Origin of the sequence: Paraburkholderia sp. Ac-20340 (assembly GCF_017104965.1) — a bacterium.
In the GTDB taxonomy this organism is placed as follows: domain Bacteria; phylum Pseudomonadota; class Gammaproteobacteria; order Burkholderiales; family Burkholderiaceae; genus Paraburkholderia.
Map to the genome: position 1 here is coordinate 150,574 of NZ_JAAGPR010000016.1, position 22,271 is coordinate 172,844.

The window sequence follows — 22,271 nt, forward strand, 5'->3', positions numbered from 1 at the left end:
GGGTTTTTTATTCAACGCGAAGCCAGTAAAACGAAGCCGCTCAATGCACCGCTTCGTCTTCGTGCTGCTCCATGCTTTCAGCCTCTTTAGCGGCTGCCAGCATCGTGGCGTCCGCCGACGTATGCACGGTCTCGCGATAACGCTCGTACGCCTCTTCGGCGTAACGAATGCGATCGCGGCCGTGCGGCGCGGGCTTGCCGTCGGCACCCATGTTCACGAACACCATCTTTTCGATCGTCAGAATGCTCTTGCGCGTGACCTTGTTGCGCACTTCGCAACGCATCGTGATCGAGGTGCGGCCAAAGTCAGTCGCGGTGATGCCCAGTTCGATGATGTCGCCCTGACGCGCCGAACTCACGAAATTGACTTCGGAGATGAGCTTGGTCACCACGCGCTGGTTGTCCAGCTGGCAGATCGCGTAAATGGCCGCTTCTTCGTCGATCCAGCGCAGCAGGCTGCCGCCGAACAAGGTGCCGTTAGGATTCAGGTCTTCAGGCTTGACCCACTTGCGGGTATGAAAATTCATTCTCTGGTACTCCCATGCTTGATCCGTCCCCAGACCTCGAAGGTTCGGACCTAGGGTTAACACTAAGATATTACCAGAGATAGGGGTTTTCCCTAGGATTTCAATATTCCCGCTGCATGGTTTCGCCGATCAGCGCGGAAAAAACGCGCCAGATTCAATCAACACACACCGGGCAGCCGTCAGCGCCTTGCGCGCCGCGCCGGCATCGGCGGCAATGCGCAGCAAGCCGCCCAATTGCAGCGGATCGCGCGCCAGTTCGCGCAGAACCGGCAGCACGGCGGTCGTGCCGTCGTCGCGCAGGCCCGCCATTGCGGCCTTCGGCAGGCTGCGCCAGGCCGGGTCCACCACGGCACGGCACACCACAAACGGCAGACCGCGAGCGGCCGCCGCAGCCGCCGCCAGATGCGACTCCATATCGACGGCCAGCGCGCCGTTCGCCTGATGCAGCGCCGCCTTGTCGGCCGCGCCCGTGAGCGCGGCGGCCACGGACGCTTCCACGCCGCGACGCGTCTGCGCCGCCAGCGGCGAGGCCAGCAAAGCCGCCGCCATGCGCTCGCTCCACGCCTTGTCACAATCGACGCGGCCAAACGGGCCTTCGATCGCATCCGCGATCACCAGCGTGCCCGGCTCCAGATCCGGCCCGAGGCCGCCCGCCGTGCCAAAGCTGATCACGCCCGCCGCGCCACGATCGAGCGCCGCCGTCAGCGCGCGTTCGAGCAGATCGGCGCGCGCGGCATAGACCGCCTCGATGCCGTCCTGGCCTTTGCCCGCCGCGATACCCGCTTCGAACGCCATGCCGGTCACGGCGATCACGGGCAGCGCGCCGCCCGTCTTCAAACTTGCCACCGCCGCCATCACAGACCGACCTTCACGAGCGTCGCGCCTTCGCGCTTGAGGTTGCGATAACGCGCGAGCGCCCACAGTGGGAAGAATTTGCGATAGCCGTGATAACGCAGATAGAACACGCGCGGGAAGCCCGTCGCCGTGAAGCGCGTTTCGTCCCACAGGCCGTGCTCGCGCTGCGTCGCCTGCAGCCATTCGATGCCGCGCGCCACCGCCGGGTGATTCACTTCGCCCGCCGCCATCAGGCCGAGCAGCGCCCACGCCGTCTGCGACGCCGTGCTGTCCGCGCGCTCGTAGCCGCGATATTCGAGCTTGTAGCTGGTGCCGTCTTCGCCCCAGCCGCCGTCGTCGTTCTGGATCGCGATCAGCCACTGCGCCGCGCGTTTCATGCGCGCGTCGTGATGCTCGAGGCCCGCCGCGTTCAGCGCGCACAGCGCCGTCCACGTGCCGTAGATGTAGTTCATGCCCCAGCGGCCGTACCAGCTGCCGTCGGACTCCTGCTCGGCGAGGATGTAGTTGAACGCGCGCCGCGCCGGATCACTGGTGGTCAGCGTTTCGCCGAGCTGCGCGAGCATCGACAAACAACGGCCCGACACATCGGCGGTCGGCGGATCGAGCAGGGCGCCGTGATCCGAGAACGGGATGTTGTTCAGGTATTCGTGGGTGTTTTCCGGCTCGAACGCACCCCAGCCGCCGTTGCTGCTCTGCATGCCGACCACCCATTCGCGCGCCCGCGCGATCGGTTCGTCGAAATTGCGGGTCTTGTCGAGTTTGTCGACGCGCTCCATCGCGGCCACCACCACGGCCGTATCGTCGACGTCGGGGTAGTGCGGGTTGGCGTACTGGAACGCCCAGCCGCCGGGACGCACATCCGGGCGGCGCGAGATCCAGTCGCCGCGCACGTCGAGAATCTGCAGCGGCAGCAGCCATTCGAGGCCGCGCCGCGCGGCTTCGTGCGCACGCGCGTCGCCGGTTTCGATCAGCGCATGGGCGGCCAGCGAGGTGTCCCAGATCGGCGAGAGACACGGTTGCACGTAGGCTTCGTCGGCGTGAATCGTGACGAGCTTTTCGACCGACTGGCGCGCAATCGCGCGATGCGGATGATCGGCCGGATAGCCAAGCACGTCGTACATCATCACGGCGTTCGCCATGGCCGGGAAAATCGCGCCCAGGCCGTCTTCGCCGTTCAGGCGTTCGTCGACGAAGGCCACGGCGGCGTCGATGGCGCGCTGGCGCAGGTAGTTGGGGAACAGCGGATCGGTCACGCGCAGCACGCCGTCCACGGCGCGGAAGAAGCCGAACCAGCCCGGGCTTTGATGCGGCGCGCGCTCGTTCAGACCGGTGCTGACAGGCGCACTGTGGAACAGTTCGTCGATCCGCACGCCGCGCGGGTTCTTCGCAACCGGACGCTTCGCGCCCAGCACCAGCAGCGGCACGATCACCGTGCGCGCCCAGTACGACACCTTCGACAGATGGAACGGGAACCACTTCGGCAGCAGCATGATCTCGACCGGCATCATCGGCACTGCGTACCAGGTGACCACGCCGAACAGCGCCAGCAGGATGCGCGTGAAGACGTTGGCCTTCTCCGCGCCGCCCGCCGCCAGGATCGCTTCGCGCGCGCGCACCATGTGCTCCGCGTCTTCGGCGTCGCCGATCATCTTCAGCGCGAAGTACGCCTTGATGCTGGCGCTCACGTCCATGTCGCCGTCGGTGAAGAGCGGCCAACCGCCGCCCGGCAGCTGGATGCGGCGCAGGTAGCGCGCGATCTTGCCTTCGAGCTCCAGGTTCGCTTCTTCGCCGAGGTAGTGGACCAGCAGCACGTATTCGGCGGGAATCGTGGCGTCGGCTTCGAGTTCGTAGACCCAGTGGCCGTCGGCGCGCTGGTCGGCGAGGATCGCGTCGGTCGCGCGCGCCACGGCGGCGTCGAGGCCGGCCGCGAGGCCTTCGTCGTGGGCCAGCACGGCGGCGGGCACGGGCGTGCCGGCGGTGGTGCCAACACTGGCGCCAATCGGAGCGCCGGTGGCGTCGGGCGCGGGTGCGAAGTCGTCGGCCGGGGCCTGGGAGAGATCGTTCATCGGTACATCCTGGTGTCAAGACAGGAGCAGATCCGCAGCCTTGCGGCCCGAGCGGATTGCGCCTTCGATCGTCGCGGGCAGACCGGTTGCGGTCCAGTCGCCTGCGAGCGTCAAATTGTTCCAGCGGGTGCGCGCCGACGGGCGGCGCAATTCTTCCTGCGGCGTGGCGGCGAACACGGCCTGGGCATCGCTGGCGATCTGCCACGCGGGCACGGGATCGGCAGGCAGCGAGGCGGCGGCCGCCACGTCGGTCCAGACGCGCCGCGCGAGTTCTTCGGGCGCGAGCAGCAGCAGTTCGCCCGCGTCGTGGATCGTGGCGGCAAGGCGCCCCGTCGAGGCGTTGAGCCAGCCCGCCGTGCCGTTGACCAGCACCATCGGCGTAGCAAGGCCGGTCGGCGGCTCGATCGCGAAATGCAGCGTGACGATGGCGGTATGGCGTTGCGGCGTCGGCAAGCCCGGCACGAGCGCGGCGGCCGCCGCGGACGGCACCGCCAGCAGCACGGCTTCATCGGCGCCCAGCAGCACGCGGCCACTGTCGAAATCGAGTGCGGCGACGCGCTGCGACGCGTCGTCGTACACGATCTCCTGAAGCGGCGAATCGAGCCGGATGGCCGCGCCGCCGTGCTGCAACATGCGCAGCGCCGGATCGATGAAAGCGCTCGACAGGCCGTGGCGCGCGGTCAGCGGCCGGAACGCCTCGCCGCCGATCGACAGCGCCTCGCGCAACATCGCGCCCGCCAGTTCCGCGCTCGCTTCGCGCGGCTCGATATTGAGCACGGCGAGATAGAGCGGGCGCAGCAGCCGCTCCCACAACGGTCCGGCGCACTGCATGGTCTGCGCGACACTGCGTCCGGGTTTGGCGAACAGCAGCGGCAGCACCGCGAGGTAATCGATTGTGCGCGTGTCGGGCACGCGCGCGTTGGCGTCGGCGATCCACAGCGGCAGGCGCGAACGCGAGAAACGCACGTTCCAGCGCGAGCGCGCCGCCAGATCCATGAAGGCGAAACCGGGTTCGTCGGGGCCCGCCAGCGCATCGACTGCGCCGATTTCGCGCACGTAGTCGAGCGTTTCGGCGTGACCCGCCAGCACCACGTGATTGCCGCTGTCGAGCGTGGCCGCGAGCGCGCGGTCATAGTACGAACGGCATCGTCCACCTGCCTGGCCCGCCGCTTCGTGCAGCGCGATCTGCACGCCACGCCGCTGCAACCGGACCGCCGCCGCGAGGCCTGCAAGCCCCGCGCCGATCACGTGGACGAGCCGGGGCATCAGAAGAGCGCGTAGCGCGCCACGATCCACATCAGCCGTGCGCGCGGCTTGGCGAGCTTCGGACGCGGCAGGTCGAAGCCGCGATCGACGGTGCGTTCGAGCAGCACGCGATAGACGCCCGACATGATGCGCGGCGCCTTGACCTGCACGCGCGGCGTGCGGTCCATGATCGCGTCGGCTTCGGCGAAATGCTTGAGCGCGCGCTCCACCAGCGTCGCGCACACGCGCGGCAGCGACGGATCGGCGGCAATCTGGTGCGGGCTCGTGGCCGCGATGCCTTCGCGCGCGAGCAGTTCGCGCGGCAGATAGCAGCGGCGGATATCGGCGTCTTCGTCGATATCGCGCAGGATGTTGGTGAGCTGCAGCGCGCGCCCGAGGTGATGCGAGAGCAGGCGGCCAGGCTCGTCTGCCATCCCGAAAATTCTCACCGACAAACGGCCCGCCGCACTCGCGACGCGGTCGCAGTACAGGTCGAGCGTGTCTTCATCGGGTGCGCAGATGTCTTCGGCGGCGTCCATGGCCATGCCGTCGATCATCGCGTGGAAATCCTCGCGCTGCAGACCGAAGGTATGGATGTGGCGCGTGAGCGCCGCCAGCGACGCGCGCGGCGTGCCGGCATAGCACGCGTCGATATCGGCGCGCCATTGGTCGAGCCCCGCCGCACGCTCGGCGCGCGGCAGGTCGCTATCCGCGATGTCGTCGACAGCGCGGCAAAAAGCGTAGACCTGATACATGGCGTCGCGCTGCGCCGGCGGCAAAATGCGCATCGCGAGATAAAACGAACTGCCCGACGAAGCGGCGGCAGCATCGGTCTGCTGTGTATCGTCCACGACGAGGTTGGAAACGGCCAAGACGAACTCCGCTGGGGGGCGCCCTCGACGGGGCGTTTCAGATATTCGGGCCCGCGAGTCGCGGGTCGCCCGCGCGCGCGGACACGCGCGAGGCACCGGCCTTGTCGGAACACCGTTCAAGGTGCGAGGCCGGTAGGGTAGCCCCATTCCTTTACAGGAACGGGGCCCCCTAAGAACTGTACGTGCGAGTTTCCCCGCATACAGCTCAAGCCTACAAAAACAAAACCCTATCTACAGTAGGGCCGGCTTCGTTACTGCAATTTTACCAGCGTGCACCTGCTGATGGCAGTGCGGATGCAATAACACTCGATTGGAAAGGGCATTCGACCCTCCCGTCATCCGATATTCCAGATGATGGTCGTGCCACCCTGTCTCATCCGTTAGAGCGCAGTCGCAGTGAGCGCATAGCCCTCGCTGCGACATAAACAACGACGCCCACTGCTTTCGATAGCGCATCGAATCCCACATGCGCTCCTGCCGCAACTGCTCGCCATATTGCTCCCACATCGGATCGAAGGGGTTGAATTCCCCCTTGATCTTCTTATGGCGCCTGATTTCCGTACCGCTGAGTTGGTACAAATCGAAGAGCCCTTTGCTGCCGTCCTCTCGAACCACTGGCGCGGCAAACACCCAAGAGCGAGAACCGACCGCGTGAAAGTACCTCCTCTTCACCCAATCCGTGCTCTTCTGGGGATGTCGCCGCCTGGACCACCGCCAGAGCCGCTTAAACAACAGATGCTCCATGCGTGTGTACGCCTGCTTAGCCACAACTGGACTGTGATACTGAGCCCAGCCGCGCAACATCGGGTTAAGCAGTCGGATCAGTCCTTCCTGCTTCACCGTCTTGTTGGTACTGATGACGTCCACAGCTTTGCGATAGAACGCTTGCGCGTTTTTCTTGCTCGGCTTGATGAGCAGCTTTCCGGAGTACTTCCGGAAATTCCACCCAAGGAAGTCGAAGCCATCGTCAATGTGGACCACACGCGTCTTTTCCTCAGAGAGTTGAAGGCCTCGTTGTGCAAGGAATTCTTCGATCCAAGGTTTGACTTCGTTTTCCAGTATCTCTTTCGAGGCACCAGTAATGACGAAATCGTCGGCGTATCGCACCAAGTTAACTTTCAGCTTCCCGGCCTTCTTGATCCCGTGACGCGCGATGAGATGCGCTGTCAGTTCACTTTCCAGACCGTTCAGAGTCACGTTGGCCAACGTCGGGGAGATGATGCCCCCTTGTGGCGTACCTGCCTCAGTCGCCTGTAGCTGCCCCTTGTAAATCAGGCCAGCCCTCAGCCACTTCCGGAGAATGCCCTTGTCCATTTGAACGCGGTCAATCAGCCAGTCGTGGTTGATGTAATCAAAGCAGCCCTTGATATCTGCTTCCAGAATCCATTGGGCCGAAATGCGCCTGGATATGGTCACAAAGATCTGAGCCATGGCATCGGCCGTAGAGCGGTTGGTCCTAAACCCATATGAGTTCGGGTCACTCGTCGACTCTGCCACGGGCTCCAAGGCCAATAGATACAGGGCCTGCATCGCCCTGTCTCGCATGGTCGGAATGCCCAGCGGGCGTTCTTTCCCGTTGGCCTTGGGGATGAAGACTCGCCGTAATGGCAAAGCCTTATATCCACGCCGCTTTAATCTGCCGATGGCTTCCCATCGGCTGTCAGGCGAATCCCATAGTTCGCGATCGACTCCAGCCGTTCGCGCGCCTTGGTTCTGCGTAACACGTCGCACCGCATACAACTTCGCGGACAACGTGCGGGTCAACATTCGTTGCAGGGCTTTCACCCTGCGCCAGTCGCCTTCCCGCGTCGCCTTCGCAATTCGAATCTGCATCCCTCCCACGTTCCGTTCGACTCGTCGCCAATCTACGGCGTACCAGTTATCCGGCGCGTGTGAGAGCGCAGATCGATCCTTTCGGACAGATACTCTCATGCTGCTCTCCCGCTTGAAGAAGTGAATCCCGCACGAGGAGCAACACGCCCCTTGCGGGAGCGTTTTGCTCCCGCAACGGGGTAATAACAGCGCTGACGACCAAGATCGCCAGCGATCACAATTTCCGCTAGAGGTTCGTCAGCCGTCTTGCGACGGTAGACCAAACGGAAGTCTGCCCGCTTTCGCGTGGGGTAATGTCTCAACCCCTATGCATCCCATTACAGGATACCTTTCGCTTTCTCCGTCCTCCCATACCCGCACAGTCAACGGCGTTCCTTGCGGTTCGCTTGCCTGCAATGCTCCGCAGGCGACCCTACGGGCTTACCACGTTCCCGATCCATCACACGACTGGTTTAGGCTCCACCTCTTCCCCGGCGGTCGATTGGCGACGTAGCCCGACGTTTCAACGAGCTAGCCGACCGCACACCATTTTGGTTGATGCCTGTCAGCAGTTTTGGCACCGCTTTTGTCACGGGGTTTATCAGTGATTCACATACGTTAGCCATGTCAGTCAGCCTAGCGTCTCGACCCCCTTCCTGCTGGGAGTGTCTCGGAGACCGCCTCACGGCGATTTCCGACCCGTGAAATACCGGGGACTGCATTGTCAGGAAAGCTTCACACCTCACCGTTACCAGTGACGCATGTCTCCGTAGGCTACTGCTAGTCGCATAGCAGGTTCGCTGCACTCGTCGGCCGAAGACTTCCGAGTGTGAACAATGATGGATCGAGCTAAGTACGCTCGTCGTCACAGTGAGCCTTGGGCCGATTGGCCAAGGTGATGTAAACGGTACTTTCGCCTTGTCGGCGGAGGTACTGCCGCTGACAGGGCGGACTCTGGTGGTAACCAGAGCAATACATTAAGTGGACTTCGCGATCAGGCTAAGTTCAACATCTCACAGAAGTTTGGGCAAAAGCCCCCCAAACCCCCAATAGGGGGATGGTTTGTCGATGCTCGTGACGTGAGCGGACGGTGCGTGTCGCACGAAACGGCCAAAAGTATATCAACCTTTGCCTGCTGCCGCAGTCAGGGGGCGGTTGGGGCAAGCAAAGGGAAACGGGGCGCGGTGGGTTCGCGCCGCCTTCGGAGGATTTGCCCAGCCGGTTAATCGCACATTGCACGCGATTTTTAACCTAACTTCGCTCAATTTCCCCGATAATTTCGCCGACGCCGCTGATACTCGGGGAACGCGCGCCGGAACCCCTCGTCCTGCTCGAGGAGCTAATTGAGCTCGTGCAGCAGCACCACCGAGCGGTTGCGGCCCTGGCGCTTGGCGCTGTAAAGCGCGGCGTCCGCCTCGTTGATCATGACCTCGTAGTCGTTCGAGCCGGGTCGCGCCGACGCCGCGCCCACGCTGGCCGTCACCGCCACGACGTCGCCCTGCACGTCCACAGGCGTATCGCCGATCGTATGACGGATCTTTTCGGCCACGTGCATTGCGTCGTCGAGCGGCGTGCACGGCAGCAGCAGCGCGAATTCCTCGCCGCCGAAGCGCCCGAAAATGTCTTCCTTGCGCACCACGCCGGCCACGCGCTGCGCCATCGTGCGCAGCACCGTGTCGCCGGCGACGTGGCCGAATTCGTCGTTGATCTTCTTGAAGTGGTCCAGATCGAACAGCAGCACGGACATCTCGCCGCCATAACGCTGCCAGCGCGAGAACTCCTCGGCCAGACGCGTTTCGAAATAGCGCCGGTTGCCGATGCCCGTGAGGCCGTCGCGATCGGCGTATTCGCGCAGTTTGGTGACCGCTTCCTCGCGCTCGCGCTGCATCACGCTCACGTGCGTGACATCGGTGATCGTCACGCACACGGCGATCACTTCGCGATCGCGCATCAGCGGCATGAAGGTGCAGTCCTGCTGCATGTAGTCGACGCCGCCCGTGATGGGGCGATCGTGATCGAAGCGGAACAGGTAAGGGCGTTGTTCCCACGAGCTGAAGGCGAAGCTACCCAGCTGGAACACGCTTTCGACCTTGCGCGCGAGCCAGGCGCGCGGCAGTTCGGGAAAACGTTCGAAGACCGGACGGCCGATCACGTCTTCGGCGGCCACGCCGCTGTGGTCCTGCATGAAGCGATTCCACATCAGCACGTTCATCTCGCGGTCGAGGACGAAGATGCCGAAACCAACACGCTCCGCGACGAGGTCGGAGAGCGAGGGCGATGAAACAGGGGTAGTCATAGGCTATGGAGCATGGCGTCGATGGCGCGGCTCACATGATAAATCGACTCCTCGGCCATCAGCATGACGAGATGCGCGCGGAAGCGCTGGTCTTCCAGCGCGAAATTGACTTCGACGAGCAGCGCCAGATCCCAGGCCAGCAGGCCGGGCTGGAACACCTCGTCGAGCGTGACGGCCTCGCCCAGCAGGCCAGGCTGCGAGAACACCGGCAAGCGCCCGAGCTGGTCGAGCATCGACGATACGCACGCGCCCGTCAGCACGTTCGCCACGTCGAAAATCAGTTCCTGTTCCGTGAGCGCATCCCACGCCGATTCCGCGAATGGGCCGCCGACCAGCGCACCCAGTTCGCCGATTTCGCCGCTGCGGCAGATCACCAGCGCCTCGCCCTTGATCTCGGAGCGAAAGCCCTGTCGCACTGCGGTGACCGGGCCATCGATGCCGGTCATTTCGCGCAGCGCCTGCGCCGCCTCGCGCACCGCCACCACGCGCACACGCGGCACCGACAGTTCGATGAACGCATTGAGCAGGCCCGACAGGCGCGTAGCCGCCTGACCCATGCCGAGATTGGCGATTTCCTGCAGGGCGTCGCGCTGCAGTTCCGTGAACACTCGATCAGGCATACAACCCGTACTCCTTCAGGATGGGTAGCAGCGCTTCCTGGGTGACCGGCTTCGGCACGAACGCCATCGCACCGAGCGCCAGTGCGCGCTCCTGGGCGCGCGGCTGGACATCGGCGGAAACGACGATCACGAAGGTATTCAGGTCCTCATGCTGGAGCGCTTCGAGAACCTGGAAGCCCGTCATATCGGGCATCGTGAGGTCGAGAAACATGACCGGTGCACGCCCGGCGCGATAATGCGCCAGCGCTTCTCGTCCGTTCGACGCGTAGGAAATCTCGACGTCCCAGTCCTCGGGAAGCGCCTTCGTGAGCACCTTGCGGGCTAGCAGCGAATCGTCGGCGATCACGATGGGCAAGGACATGGATAGGCAGGCTGAGAGTGCGTTGGACGGAATGCGTTAAGACGTATTGACGGCGGCGCGCGCAAAAACTTTAGCGGTGCGCGCATTTTATGCGTAAAGCATGGAATTGCCGGCTTACGCCAACTTACTTTCGGCCGCCATGCGGCAGCGTTCTGGGCGATTCGGCCGGGCGTCGGGACAAGTCGAAGAAGCAGCAGAGGCCTGCGTGCGCGTATCGGTGTAACGCGGCACGGATGGCAGCAGCGGCGAACCTCGCCAGCCTGACAGTAGCAACCCCGTTTCTCACCGCGTCCTTTCGGCTTACGCATCGAAAACACCAAAACGGCGCGGTAAACAATTCACCCATTTTCGGGTGTCTTATTCATCGTGTCCGCGATTCTCGAAGCAAACGGAAACAAATGCAACTCGCCGATAAATGATCGACGAATGAAAATGACTTATTTTTCGCGATTTAGGGAAAATAATTGATCGATCCCTTAAATAAAGTCCGATGATTATCCTTTTGTGTACGTTTGCGCTCGATGGATTTTCGCGCAATCGCCTGTTCTGACAGAAAAATCGCCTTACTTTGCGAGCAAGGTGCAACCTGGGCGCAACGCGATTCGATTCGCATGGCTCATTGCTCAAATTACGCATGAATCGGGTGAATTTTTCTTCCAGCGGGCATTTATCGATGAGGCCCCGAACGCGGCGGCGCGAGCCGGGTCGTTTATCATGTCATCTGCGATCTCAAAAAGCTCCGCCGCCGCTCCCAGCCCTTTCCGTACGATGATTTCCGACCGGCCACCCGGGCCAGACGACCGTTCGCTGCTGCCGTCGCGCACCGACGAAGCGCCGTTTCCGGCGGCGCCCAGCCACGACTTCACGGTCCGCCGCCGCACCTTGATCGCGCTCCTGCTCGCCGCGATCGTGCTGCCCTGCGTCTACGTGGCCGCGATGGCCTACAGCGACCTGCGCACCCGCGAAGCCGACGCCACCGACACCACGCTGCGCACCGTGCGCGTGGCCGAGGAGCACGCGCTGAAAGTCTTTGACATGAACGACGCGCTCGACGCGCGCATCGTCGATGGCGTGGAGGAACTGGACGACGAGGGCATTCGCGCGAACGAAGCGCAGATCCACGAAAAACTCGACGCGATCGGCGGCGGTTATCCGCAGGTGGCCGCCGTGTCGATCTTTGGGCGCAACGGCAATCTGCTCGCGAGCAGCCGTTACTCGCCGCCGCCGCCCGTCTCGATCGCCACGCGCGACGATTTCGTCGGCATTCGCGCCGGACGCGTGGTCGATCACGTTTCGCGCGTGATGGTGGGGCAGGTGAGCGGCGAGACCGTATTCAACACCGGCATCGCGCGACGCGACGCGGCGGGGCAATTCGCCGGCCTCGTGTCGGTGGCGCTGCGTCCGCGCTACTTCAACAAGTTCTACAGCGAACTGCTCGGCGACGATTCGCCGATGGCGCTCGGGCTCGTGCGCAGCGATGGCGCGATTCTCGCGTTCGAGCCGCCGCCGCGCGCGACGCTGAGTTCACCGGCAGCGGCTTCGGCGATATCCGCATCGGCGCCGAAAGCGGCATCCGGCGCGCGCCCGACGATTCCCGATACGGTCACGCCCGGCACGCCGTTCGCCGCCGCGCTCGCGCTCGGCAAGGACTCGGGCGTCGTGCGCATGCATTCGCAACTGCTCGGCGGCAATGCCATCGTGGCGTTCCGGCGCGTGGGCGCGTATCCCGTCTATGTGACCTGCGCGTATCGCTCGGCGGCGGTCTGGGCCGGGTGGTATCGGCATCTGAGCGTGTTGCTGATTTCGATGTTCACGCCGTCGATCGCGCTGTGGTGCGTAATCTGGCTGTCGCTGCGCCGCCTCGCCGCCGAAGAGGAAGCCTGGGAGCGCTGGCAGGCCGAAGCGTCGATGCGTCGCTCGATCGAATCGGCTTACCGGCAGTCGCGCAAGATGGAAGCGCTCGGCAACCTGGTCGGCAGCGTCGCGCACGATTTCAACAATCTGCTGATGATCGTTTCGGCCAATGTGCAGATCGCGCGCCGGCGCGGCGCGGCGGCTCTGGAGCGCGAATTGTCGGCGGTCGAGCGCGCGCTCAAAAGTGGGCAATCACTGACGCGCCAGTTGCTGGGCGTCGCGCGCAAGCAGCCGCTGCGCAACGAGACGATTCACGTGGGCCGCTGGCTGCCCGCCAGCCGCGAATTGCTGCGTGCGTCGCTGGGCGCGAAAGTTTCGCTCGTCGTCGATGTCGATGAGGACGTGTGGCCGGTGCTGGTCGACGTCGCCGAATTCGAACTCGCGCTGATCAATCTCGCCGTCAACGCGCGCGACGCGATGCCCAACGGCGGGCGCTTCACCGTGCACGCGCGCAACATGGCGTTCCGGCCGGGCGAGGGCTTTCCGCTCGACGGCGACTTCGTGCATGTGTCGCTCGAAGATACCGGCGTGGGCATGTCGCATGATGTGCTCGCGCGCGCCTTCGAACCGCTTTACACGACCAAGCCGAAGGGCATGGGCACGGGTCTCGGTCTGCCGCAGGTGTTCGCGTTCTGCGAGCGTTCGGGCGGCCTTGCCGCCATCGACAGTGCGATTGGCGCGGGCACTTCGGTGCATCTGTATCTGCCGCGCGCCGCAGCCGCGCCCGCGGTCAAGCGCGAGCCCGAAGTGCGCGAGGACAGCGCGAATCCGCCACAAGGCCTGCGCGTGCTGCTCGTCGAAGACAACGACGAAGTCGCAGCAGGCACCGAGGCGCTTTTGCAGATGATGGGCCATCACGTCACCTGCGCGGTCGACGCGGCCAGCGCGCTCACGCTCGTCGATGCGGCGCGCGCTGCCCGCGCGTCCCATGCGGACAATCTCGAAGAAAACGACGCGCCGCGTTTCGATCTGGTGTTATCGGATATTCACATGCCGGGCGAAATGAACGGCATCGATCTCGCCGAAGCCTTGCAGTCGCGCGAGCCGACGCTGCCCGTGATTCTCGTGACCGGCTACGCGGAAGAGCTCGAACGCGCGCGTCACGTGGATGTGCGCGTGCTGTCCAAGCCATTCGATATCGCATTGCTCGAGAAGATGCTCGAAGCGATCCAGCGCGAGCGCCAGACGCGCGCGCGGCGGGAGCGGGATGCGACGCTGTGAATCGACACGCTGAATCGACGCTGTGAATCGAAATAGCGCGCGGATCGTGCGGCTGGCTTCTATAGTCTGAATTGCGGATCATCCGAGGCATGCGGCTTGCGACATCGCCCGGATGTGCAAACGATCCCGCCGGCGCGCCTGCCTGCACGTGCTGCACGCAACGCGCGCGCGAGCCGGACTTGCCACCATCGCCCAGTGACGACGAGGAGTGAGCCATGAGACAAACCGTGACCGGTCTGTTCAAGACCTACGATGCCGCGCAGCATGCGCAGGAAGCGCTGCTCCAGCGCGGATTTCCGGCAAGCGATATCGAGTTGCCCGTGCATGAGGCCGGCGTGCTGGCTGGCATCGAGCGGCTGGTGTCGAGCTTCTTCTCCACGACCGGCGACGTGCGCGCCAACGCCAACGCCGGCGCCGTGCCCGAACCCGCGCCGCACGCGCCAGCGGCAACGGCCGCGCCGGACGGCAACGTGCTGCTCGGCGTGCGCGTGAGCGACGAAGCGCACGCCGATCTCGCACGCGAAACACTGCGCGACGAACAGGCGCTCGAAGTGGCGATTCGCGGCGGCAACTGGACGTGGGCATCGGCAGATACCGATCCGGTCATGCGCGAGCATTCGGCGCTCGATGAACTCGGGCTCGCCGGTATCGCCGATGCCATGCGTCGACGCGCAACGCCCGCTGACGCCATCGAGCCGATTCCGCCCACCGCAGCGAGCCCCGAGCACATGGCCGCAGACGCGCGCACGGTGAACGATGCCGAAGCCACGGTTCTCACCGCAGCGAGCGCACCCGGCGCGGGCGCGGTGATGGGCACGCCGGCGGCCGCGCACAATCCGCATGAAACGCGCGCGCGCGTCGATGTGCCTGGCACGCCGCAGGCCACCCAGACATCGGCCGCCGCCGCGCCGCGTATCCCCGACGAATTCATCGAATACGAAGAGGATTCGCACGATCACCGCGCGTCAGATGCGCCCGATCAGCCGGTGAAGGGTATCGGTCCTACGCTGCATTAAGCGGGCGACTGGGACGGCGATGGCGCAGGCTCGTGCGCCATCGCGCTCTTCGACTCTGGAAAAAACGCTCAGCGTCCAAGCTGACGCTTCACCCACTCCACGTAGCGATCGACGAAGGTCTGCAGAAACTTGCGCGTATCGTCGTTCACGATCTCGCCTTTCTCGTTGATGCGGCTGACGTCGTGTTTGACGAACATCTCGGGCTGACCGAGCGTCGCGACATCGAGATACGCCAGCACGTTGCGCAGGTGCGCCTGCGAGAGGGCAGTGCCGATCGCGCCCGGCGAGGTGCCGAGCACCGCACCCGGTTTGCCGCTCCACGAATTTTTGCCCCACGGCCGCGATCCCCAGTCGATCGCGTTCTTCAACACGCCCGGAATCGAGCGGTTGTATTCGGGCGTCACGAAGAGCAGCGCATCGGCGGCTTCGATTTTCTGCTTGAACTGACGCGCGACTTCGGGGAAATCGGCGTCGTAATCCTGGCTGTAAAGCGGCAATCCACCGATGTCGAGAAACTCGAATGAAAAGTCGGCGGGTGCCAGCGTCGTCACGGCATGCGCGAGCTGACGGTTGAACGATTCCTTGCGCAGACTGCCGACCACGACCGCGATTTGATAGGCCATCTCAGTGTCCTCCTCGGAGTTCTCGAGAGCGCGCGCGAAGCGCATTGCAGAGAACCCACATCATAGGCGCGTGCGGCGTGGCGGGTATGTCAGGGTGTCCGGCGCTGGGATGAGGGGACGAGGGAATGTGGACAAGTGCGAAGGCGGCGGTTTATCCACAGATTTTGTCGATAACCTTGTGCACAACTTTGCGCAAAGGCCGGTGCCATCGGCAATGTGTCGGGTTCCGGTCGGCGGAGTAGGGCGCCTGAGTTTTGAGCACATCTGTCGCAGCGCGCCGGAATGCGCTGCGACAGACGCGGTAGGGCGGGGCGCTAGCTGAGCAGGCTCCAGAGCAGCAGCGTGAGCACGAGACCGACGACCGAAACGATGGTCTGCAAAATCGACCAGACGAAGACTGTCTGTTTCAGCTTCAGGCCGAAGTACTCGCGCACCATCCAGAAGCCCGCATCGTTGACGTGGCAGAAGAACACCGAGCCCGCGCCGATGGCGAGCGCCATCAGCGAATTGTGGGTGGCGCTCAGACCGGTGACGACCGGCGCGACGATGCCAGCAGTGGCGGTGGTGGCGACCGTGGCGGAACCCGTCGCTTGACGCAGCGCGACGGCAATCAGCCACGCGAGCAGCAGCAGCGGCAGATGCGCACCGACGGCGATCTTGCTGATCGTCGTGCTGATGCCGGCGAGCACGAGCGTCTGTTTGAGACCGCCGCCCGCGCCGATGGTCAGCAGCAGACCCGCGATCGGCGGCAGGCTCTTGCGCAGGATATTGCCGACACGTTCACGCGCCATGCCGCGCGACCAACCAAGCGCAACGATCGCAAACAGAACGGTGAGCCCGAGCGCGATCAAAGGCTCACCTAAGAAGTTGAGCACGGTGAAGCTGAGCGTATCGGGCTGCAGCGCGAGTTTCGCGACCGTGCGGCAAAGCATCAGTACGGCGGGCAGAAGAATGGTCAGCAGCGAAACGCCGAAGCTCGGCGCCGCCAGTTGCGGATCATGACTCGTAAACAATTTGCCGAGATCTTCGGGTTCCGCCACCTGCATGCGGCGCGAGAGCCACGAACCATAGAGCGGGCCCGCGAGGATCACCGCTGGAATCGCCACGATGATGCCGAAGCCAAGCGTAATGCCCAGATCCGCATGCAAGGCGCTGACGGCAATCAGCGGGCCCGGGTGCGGCGGCAGCAGCGCATGCAGCGTGGTCATGCCCGCGAGCGCCGGAATGGCGATGCGCAGGATCGGCTGTTGGGAACGGCGCGCCATGACGAAAATGATCGGCACCATCATCACGAGGCCGACTTCGAAAAAGAGCGGCAAGCCGATGATGACCGCGACGAGCGACATCATCCACGGCAGCGTGCGCGGCGTCGAATGATCGAGCAAGGTGGACACGAGGCGGTCGGCCGCGCCCGATTCCGCCATCAGCGCACCTAGCATGGCGCCGAGCGCGATGATGATGCCGACATCGCCGAGCAGCGCACCGGCGCCTTTGCTGAATGCACTCGCGACGCCTTCGAGCGGCACGCCGGCGGCGAAGCCCGCCGCGAACGTCCCAACGAGGATCGAGAGGAACGGCGCGAGCTTGAGCGCGCTAATCAGGATAACGATCAGCACAAGGCCGAGCGCACAGGAGAGGATCAGGCGTGTGTCGTGGAACGACCACGCGGGTAAGTTAGCAAGGGACTCCACGGGATTCTCGATGATCGGTGTCACTGCGGTTGGGAAGAGGCCGTGTCGGGTGTGAAGCGGCCGTTGGGATGTTCGTGAGGTTTGGCGACTGCGCGCCCAGGTCAGGCAAACAAGGCGGCGACGTTTTCCGGCGGACGGCCAATCGCGGCGCGGCCATTACGCACGACGATCGGACGTTGCAGCAGGATCGGGTGCTGGGCGATGGCTGCGTAGCGCTGGTCGTCGCTGACGCTGTCCGCGCCCAGGCCGAGTTCTTCATATTCCGTTTCGTTCGTGCGCATCATGTCGCGCAGATCGCCACCGAGGAGCGCGTGGAGCGCCTTCAGTTGATCGACTGTGAGCGGCGTCTTCAGATACTCGATGATTTCGACGGGCTCGCCAGCGGCGTGGGTGCCGGCGACCAGTTCGCAGGTCGCGCGCGATTTCGAGCAACGGGGGTTGTGGTAGATCGTGATCATGGTTGGGTAGCAGGAAAGCGCAGGAGGGTGAGGTGGGGCGACACGTATTGCGGACTGGCCCGCGTTTGACTTTGGCTCACGGCCTGTCTCCATGTGTGGTCGTTTGAGTCGGCACTGATTTTACCGGCGGGTCGAGATGAGAGCACGCCATGCCGCGAAGACCACGCGGGTAGGGCGCTTTATGCGCATAAAGAATCGCACTGGCGACATCGGCAAGAGGGGAGGGAAGTGCGGGCGATTCGTCGAACGCATCAGATCGCCGGACGGCTTTATGCGCATAAAGCCGTGCCCGTCCATCGCCACAGAGTGCATGCGCGGTTGATGCCATCAAAGACATGCCGGAATCTGGGCAATGAGTGCGCGGACTTTATGCGCATAAACCTTTGGAGTCGCACGAGTGGAAAGCATCGGCGGCGGTCGACATCGGTCATGAAAACCGTGACTACGCTCGGCAACCTCCAGGAGCATCGCTGTCATCTGCTTTATGCGCATAAAGCCTGACGGCGCGACGCAATTCGGCGTGGGGCGCCATCGTTCCATTGGTGCCGTGCGACGGCACGCGCTCGCCGCGGCCTTCGACCTTTATGCGCATAAACCTCAGCCGAACGGCCAACGTTGCAGCTTCATACGACGAAAAACAAGCTCTTGCCGTTGAATCACAACTTAATCCAGGTAAAATCCAAAACAATTAGCAAAAGGAGAAAATCAATTGGCAGCAGAGATAATCGCAGTCACGCAGCAGAAGGGCGGGGTCGGCAAGAGCACGATCGCGATGCATCTCGGCGCAGCATTTCATGAACGGGGAAAGCGTGTACTCGTGGTCGATGCCGACGGCCAGAACACGTTGGTTCACTGGGCAAGCGCTTCCGCTGACGGCGACGTCGGCATTCCTTTCCCGGTGGTCAATCTCTCCGAAGCCGGTGGCCAGATCCACCGCGAGATCAAGAAGTTCATTGGCGACTACGACATCATCGTTGTCGATTGCCCGCCGTCGATCACCGAGAAAGTGTCGGGCGTGGTGCTGCTCGCGGCATCGATTGCCGTCATCCCCACGTCGTCATCGCCAGCTGATTACTGGTCGAGCGTCGGCCTCGTGAAGCTGGTGCAGCAAGCGCAGGTCATGAACGAAGATCTCAAGGCCGTGTTCCTGCTGAACAAGACCGAAGAGAAACGCATGCTCACGCGTGAACTCAAGCGTGCGCTGGAAGAACTCGGTTTTCCTTTGCTCAAGACGCAGATCCCCACCCGCGAAGCGTACAAGCAGGCCATGGCCCTCGGCCAGACAGTCCTGCAGATGAACGATCGCGGTGCGCGGCTCGCCGCGGTCGAAGTTCGCGCCTGCGCGGACGAGATCGCGGAGATGCTCTCCTGACTTTATGCGCATAAAGGAACCTGAATGAAGTCCTCACAATTTGCCAAGGGTTTCCAGGCCCGGCCTGATACGACGAGCAGCGAGAAGCGCACCGCGCTTGACCGGCTCAACGCCATCGACGGCCTCGTCCAGGACAAGCCCAAGACGCGCGAAGTCGTCGGTCGTGCCAGCCAGCCGGAACCGGCCGTGGAAGCCCAGGAAGAAGTGCTCGCCACCGGCGAACACGAATCGGCCGAATACCGCGCGTGGCGCGTCGACCAGGGTTACCGCCCCGGCCAGATCATCGAACTGCCGCTGAAGGCAATCAAGCCGAGCCCGTTCAATCCGCGCCACTTCTATCTGAAGACGTCGATTGCCGAACTGGCGGTCAATCTTGCGAAGCAGGGGCAGCAGCAGGCGATCCACGTGATCCCCGATTACGCCGCTCCGGGCAGCTACTTCGTGAGCGACGGCGGACGACGCGTGCGGGCGCTCAAGGAAGCCAACAAGGAAGTCGTCAAGGCGATCGTCGTCGATCTGCCGATCGGGCTGGAGAGCTACAAACTCGGCTACGACCTCAACGTGCAGCGCGATTCGCAGACGGTGTTCGACAACGCCGTCGTCTGGAAGCGTTTTATCGACGACAAGCATTTCCAGAGCCAGCGCGAACTGGCCGATCATCTCGGCCTCGACGAATCGACCGTGGCGGTTGCGCTGTCGATCGGCAAACTGCCTGAAGCGGTGATGCACGAAATGGTCGCGCGCCCGGACCGCTTCGGTTCGAACATGGCGTACCAGGTTGGCCGCTATCACGGCGCGCGCGGCACGGACGCCACGCTGCGGCTGATCAACCGGATTCTCGCCGACGATCTCAGCACGCGTCAGGTCGCCGATATCGTCAAGGGTCGTGCGACGCCTCAGGAGAGCCCCAAGCCGGCCGGTCGCCAGCGTTACGCGCAGCGTATGGAGATCAAGCTCGACGGCGTGGCCGTGGGCGATCTGAAGTCGTATGGCGATGACAGGCTGGAACTGCGTCTGAAGGGTCTGACGAAGGACCGGCGCGATGCCATCCTTCACCAGATCGAAGAGATGCTCAAGACGAAGTAAGTCGGGGCGGCAAAGAAAAAGCGGTCTTCACGTGGATGCGTGAAGACCGCTTTTTTATTGATTCGAAGAGCGAATGCGCGGCGGCAGGGCAGGCCGCGACGGCCACACCGTCAGGCTGCGCGCGACTGGCTCAGCGTGAAAGCGAGCAGATCGCCGTCGGTCGGTTCGCCCCAGGTCTTGCGGGCCAGCCAGTCGAAGAAAGCCGTCTCGCCGAGTTTCGAGTCGAGACCTCGACGGCGCCAGTCGTCACGCAGATGCGAACCGAGGCCCGGCAGTTCGTCGTTCTCGAACGACGTGCGCGCGATCTCGCGCTCGAGATCGCCCTGTTCGTCGTAGAGCGAACGCGCTTCCTTGCGGCGGTACGCGGCGTACTCGTCCATCAGACGCGCCTTGGGATCGTCCGCGGTCACGGCGCCGGCGATCGCACGGCCCGCCGCGGCCACACCCGCCGCATCTTCGACCGGCGGCGCGTAGCCCTTCTTCAAGGCGTCCTTGAACAGCGCCGCGGCGCTGCGCACCGGTGGCAGGCTGGTGCTGCGCATACGCTGCTCGGTGAGTTGCAGCGCGGCGCGGATGCGATTCTCTTCGCTATCGGCGTAGAGCGACTGCGCTTCCTTGAGCGGAATGCCGATCTTCACCATCCGGTCGACCAGCGTGCTGTCGAACACATTCGGGTGTTCGTCGAGCGCCAGCATCGGCTGTTTGCGCTCGGTGACGCGGAACTGGATCTCGGCCACGCGGCGACCTTCGCGATGCTCGATGAGCTCGACGAAAATGTTGGTGACCGCGTTCACTTCAGCGATGGCCGGGCGCAGATAGTCGCGCTTGAAATACTTGTATTCGCGCTTGGCTTCGTCGCCGGCTTCGGTGTCCGGCGTGCCGGAGAGAATCGGCCGCCACCATTCCCACGTCTCGCGCATCGTCAGATGACTCGGGTTCGTGAGATAGCGGACACAGATTTCGTAGAGCGCGAGGCCCGCGCTGCTGCGCAGCTGGCTCTGGAACTGCAGGCTCAGACGGGCATACTGGACCGGGTCCAGCAGCTTCTTTTTGATCTTGGGTGCAAACGAGAATTCGACCCAGACGCGGCGCGTGGTGGGGTCTTCGAGAATTTCGGCATCCGCGATCAGCGTGGAGATGCCCCACTTGCGGCCCGGCTTCTGGCTCGAGGTGCCCTGGCTCCACTCGACCTGCACCGACACCATGCGGCGCAGGTGCTCCTTCACGAGCGCGGTGTCGTTCGAATCGAAGGCGGAGTTCGCCACGATGTCGGAGAGCAGCGCACGATAGGTGTCGCCAGCCTCGTCGGCCTGCTGCGCGACGGCGAGCAGGACGTTGAAGAGCTTGCGGGTGAGCAGCGTGATCTTGCCGCTTTTCGGCTGAATGGCGATCGCCTCGACGGCCTTACGCAGTTCAGCCGAGCTGGGGCTCACCACATCGGTTTTTTTTACGCGCTTCGTGGCCATGCGTCGGGTCAAGGTGAGATTTCGCGAAAGGATACCGTCTGTGGTGAAACGCGTCTATAGGGTGAGTCTCACCATTGCCGGTGATGCGGCTCCGCGCACGACGACTCACCACGAAGCCATCCCGGAAAGGCTCACCTTTGCGAAATCCGCCTGGCAGCGGGCCTTCCGGCCAGTATTGGGTTGCGGCACATGACGTTGAAGTGGCTTGATTCCAGATGGTGTCCTTCGCCTCCCGATAAAGCTCACCTTAAATTTTCCTGGCGTCGATGCAACGGTCGAGCGTGGTGCGAATGGTCAACGGCAAGGCACCTGATGGCGGAATTAACCTCATCCTGGGCGTCCTGGCGCGTCGAGAAGCGCGCGAATTGGCTCGATCGGCCCGCCTGGGGCGCAATGGGAGCACGTTGAGCCGCGTTTCGCCTCCCAGCACTCCCGAAAATGCTCACCTTTTAGGTTCTCCCGATCTCATCGGCAAGGGCTTCCAGGTCCCGTCAGGTGGTTTAATGGAGAGAAAATGGTCCCCGGAAAAGCTCACCTTTCAGCATTTGCGGCACGTATTCGAAAGTCCTGCTTCTGCTCCTGAAAATGCTCACCTTTTGGATGCGCCCAGGAAAAAGCTAATGAATTCTGAGGGTTATCCACAAGCCCAGTCAGCGCATCTGCAGCTCACGATCTCCCGTGAAAGCTCACTTTGAAGCCTCCTATCCGCGTAAACGCGCCCAGAAAAGCCAGCGAATCGGGTCCCGAAAATACTCACCATTTGCGATCTGG

18 protein-coding genes are annotated in these 22,271 nt (G+C 63.5%); 5 read left to right on the forward strand and 13 right to left on the reverse strand.

Annotated features, from left to right (window positions below; translation table 11 throughout):
* Positions 1-40: 40 nt before the first annotated feature.
* The 9 genes from G3N59_RS20440 to G3N59_RS20480 form a co-directional block, all read right to left on the reverse strand.
* Positions 41-526, reverse strand: a complete 486-nt coding sequence (locus G3N59_RS20440) for a hotdog domain-containing protein (protein WP_205984441.1) — start codon at positions 524-526, stop codon at positions 41-43.
* A 129-nt stretch (positions 527-655) separates the two neighbouring features.
* Positions 656-1,381 carry a phosphorylase gene (locus G3N59_RS20445; protein WP_205984442.1) on the reverse strand — a complete coding sequence of 242 codons (726 nt, stop codon included), beginning with the start codon at positions 1,379-1,381 and terminating at the stop codon, positions 656-658.
* The gene (shc, locus tag G3N59_RS20450) at positions 1,381-3,447 is read right to left on the reverse strand and encodes a squalene--hopene cyclase (protein WP_205984443.1); all 2,067 of its coding nucleotides are present in this window, start codon (positions 3,445-3,447) and stop codon (positions 1,381-1,383) included. Before shc ends, G3N59_RS20445 begins: the two co-directional genes overlap by 1 nt.
* Before the next feature lie 15 nt (positions 3,448-3,462).
* A complete protein-coding gene (gene hpnE / locus G3N59_RS20455; protein ID WP_205984444.1) occupies positions 3,463-4,713 on the reverse strand; it encodes a hydroxysqualene dehydroxylase HpnE in 1,251 nt (416 codons plus the stop codon).
* Positions 4,713-5,564 carry a presqualene diphosphate synthase HpnD gene (gene hpnD, locus G3N59_RS20460; protein ID WP_205984445.1) on the reverse strand — a complete coding sequence of 284 codons (852 nt, stop codon included), beginning with the start codon at positions 5,562-5,564 and terminating at the stop codon, positions 4,713-4,715. The genes hpnE and hpnD overlap by 1 nt, the downstream gene beginning before the upstream one ends.
* A 231-nt stretch (positions 5,565-5,795) precedes the next feature.
* Complete coding sequence (gene ltrA / locus G3N59_RS20465; protein ID WP_205984446.1) at positions 5,796-7,496, reverse strand: group II intron reverse transcriptase/maturase; 1,701 nt, start codon at positions 7,494-7,496, stop codon at positions 5,796-5,798.
* A 1,219-nt stretch (positions 7,497-8,715) separates the two neighbouring features.
* On the reverse strand, positions 8,716-9,672 hold the full coding sequence (locus G3N59_RS20470) for a sensor domain-containing diguanylate cyclase (RefSeq protein ID WP_205984447.1): 957 nt from the start codon (positions 9,670-9,672) through the stop codon (positions 8,716-8,718).
* Positions 9,669-10,292: a chemotaxis protein CheC gene (locus G3N59_RS20475; protein ID WP_027820393.1), complete on the reverse strand. Its 624-nt coding sequence runs from the start codon at positions 10,290-10,292 to the stop codon at positions 9,669-9,671. The genes G3N59_RS20470 and G3N59_RS20475 overlap by 4 nt, the downstream gene beginning before the upstream one ends.
* Positions 10,285-10,653 (reverse strand): response regulator, encoded by a 369-nt coding sequence (locus tag G3N59_RS20480; protein WP_205984448.1) that lies wholly within the window; start codon positions 10,651-10,653, stop codon positions 10,285-10,287. The genes G3N59_RS20475 and G3N59_RS20480 overlap by 8 nt, the downstream gene beginning before the upstream one ends.
* 768 nt (positions 10,654-11,421) lie before the next feature.
* On the opposite strand from G3N59_RS20480, the gene G3N59_RS20485 reads away from it, so the two are divergent.
* Together G3N59_RS20485 and G3N59_RS20490 are read left to right on the forward strand one after the other, a co-directional pair.
* The gene (locus G3N59_RS20485) at positions 11,422-13,788 is read left to right on the forward strand and encodes a hybrid sensor histidine kinase/response regulator (RefSeq protein WP_205984449.1); all 2,367 of its coding nucleotides are present in this window, start codon (positions 11,422-11,424) and stop codon (positions 13,786-13,788) included.
* 215 nt (positions 13,789-14,003) lie between these two features.
* Positions 14,004-14,804, forward strand: a complete 801-nt coding sequence (locus G3N59_RS20490; protein WP_205984450.1) for a hypothetical protein — start codon at positions 14,004-14,006, stop codon at positions 14,802-14,804.
* A gap of 68 nt (positions 14,805-14,872) precedes the next feature.
* Here the strand turns inward: G3N59_RS20490 and G3N59_RS20495 are convergent, their stop codons facing one another.
* The 3 genes from G3N59_RS20495 to arsC all read right to left on the reverse strand — a co-directional run bounded on the left by G3N59_RS20495 (position 14,873) and on the right by arsC (position 17,576).
* Positions 14,873-15,427 carry an NAD(P)H-dependent oxidoreductase gene (locus G3N59_RS20495; protein ID WP_205984451.1) on the reverse strand — a complete coding sequence of 185 codons (555 nt, stop codon included), beginning with the start codon at positions 15,425-15,427 and terminating at the stop codon, positions 14,873-14,875.
* Between the two features lie 314 nt (positions 15,428-15,741).
* Positions 15,742-17,118 (reverse strand): gluconate:H+ symporter, encoded by a 1,377-nt coding sequence (locus G3N59_RS20500; protein ID WP_205984452.1) that lies wholly within the window; start codon positions 17,116-17,118, stop codon positions 15,742-15,744.
* A 101-nt stretch (positions 17,119-17,219) separates the two neighbouring features.
* Entirely contained in the window at positions 17,220-17,576 is a 357-nt protein-coding gene (gene arsC / locus G3N59_RS20505; RefSeq protein ID WP_205984453.1) for an arsenate reductase (glutaredoxin), read from the reverse strand.
* A gap of 709 nt (positions 17,577-18,285) precedes the next feature.
* Here arsC and parA point away from each other — a divergent pair.
* Both parA and G3N59_RS20515 read left to right on the forward strand, forming a co-directional pair.
* Positions 18,286-18,948: a ParA family partition ATPase gene (parA, locus tag G3N59_RS20510; RefSeq protein ID WP_183728142.1), complete on the forward strand. Its 663-nt coding sequence runs from the start codon at positions 18,286-18,288 to the stop codon at positions 18,946-18,948.
* 24 nt (positions 18,949-18,972) lie between these two features.
* Positions 18,973-20,034 carry a ParB/RepB/Spo0J family partition protein gene (locus G3N59_RS20515; protein WP_205984454.1) on the forward strand — a complete coding sequence of 354 codons (1,062 nt, stop codon included), beginning with the start codon at positions 18,973-18,975 and terminating at the stop codon, positions 20,032-20,034.
* A gap of 110 nt (positions 20,035-20,144) precedes the next feature.
* Here the strand turns inward: G3N59_RS20515 and G3N59_RS20520 are convergent, their stop codons facing one another.
* Entirely contained in the window at positions 20,145-21,500 is a 1,356-nt protein-coding gene (locus G3N59_RS20520) for a replication initiation protein (RefSeq protein ID WP_205984455.1), read from the reverse strand.
* A gap of 290 nt (positions 21,501-21,790) precedes the next feature.
* Between G3N59_RS20520 and G3N59_RS20525 the strand changes: the two genes are divergently transcribed.
* Positions 21,791-22,195, forward strand: coding sequence for a hypothetical protein (locus tag G3N59_RS20525; RefSeq protein WP_205984456.1), 405 nt, complete (start codon positions 21,791-21,793; stop codon positions 22,193-22,195).
* The last annotated feature ends 76 nt before the right edge of the window (positions 22,196-22,271 follow it).

What these genes read in the sequence shown, in the direction of transcription:
- G3N59_RS20440 (WP_205984441.1), bottom strand. Translation starts at nt 526, where the DNA reads ATGAATTTTCATACCCGCAAGTGGGTCAAGCCTGAAGACCTGAATCCT.
- G3N59_RS20445 (WP_205984442.1), bottom strand. Translation starts at nt 1,381, where the DNA reads ATGGCGGCGGTGGCAAGTTTGAAGACGGGCGGCGCGCTGCCCGTGATC.
- shc (WP_205984443.1), bottom strand. Translation starts at nt 3,447, where the DNA reads ATGAACGATCTCTCCCAGGCCCCGGCCGACGACTTCGCACCCGCGCCC.
- hpnE (WP_205984444.1), bottom strand. Translation starts at nt 4,713, where the DNA reads ATGCCCCGGCTCGTCCACGTGATCGGCGCGGGGCTTGCAGGCCTCGCG.
- ltrA (WP_205984446.1), bottom strand. Translation starts at nt 7,496, where the DNA reads ATGAGAGTATCTGTCCGAAAGGATCGATCTGCGCTCTCACACGCGCCG.
- G3N59_RS20470 (WP_205984447.1), bottom strand. Translation starts at nt 9,672, where the DNA reads ATGACTACCCCTGTTTCATCGCCCTCGCTCTCCGACCTCGTCGCGGAG.
- G3N59_RS20475 (WP_027820393.1), bottom strand. Translation starts at nt 10,292, where the DNA reads ATGCCTGATCGAGTGTTCACGGAACTGCAGCGCGACGCCCTGCAGGAA.
- G3N59_RS20480 (WP_205984448.1), bottom strand. Translation starts at nt 10,653, where the DNA reads ATGTCCTTGCCCATCGTGATCGCCGACGATTCGCTGCTAGCCCGCAAG.
- G3N59_RS20485 (WP_205984449.1), top strand. Translation starts at nt 11,422, where the DNA reads ATGATTTCCGACCGGCCACCCGGGCCAGACGACCGTTCGCTGCTGCCG.
- G3N59_RS20490 (WP_205984450.1), top strand. Translation starts at nt 14,004, where the DNA reads ATGAGACAAACCGTGACCGGTCTGTTCAAGACCTACGATGCCGCGCAG.
- G3N59_RS20495 (WP_205984451.1), bottom strand. Translation starts at nt 15,427, where the DNA reads ATGGCCTATCAAATCGCGGTCGTGGTCGGCAGTCTGCGCAAGGAATCG.
- arsC (WP_205984453.1), bottom strand. Translation starts at nt 17,576, where the DNA reads ATGATCACGATCTACCACAACCCCCGTTGCTCGAAATCGCGCGCGACC.
- G3N59_RS20515 (WP_205984454.1), top strand. Translation starts at nt 18,973, where the DNA reads ATGAAGTCCTCACAATTTGCCAAGGGTTTCCAGGCCCGGCCTGATACG.
- G3N59_RS20520 (WP_205984455.1), bottom strand. Translation starts at nt 21,500, where the DNA reads ATGGCCACGAAGCGCGTAAAAAAAACCGATGTGGTGAGCCCCAGCTCG.
- G3N59_RS20525 (WP_205984456.1), top strand. Translation starts at nt 21,791, where the DNA reads ATGGTCAACGGCAAGGCACCTGATGGCGGAATTAACCTCATCCTGGGC.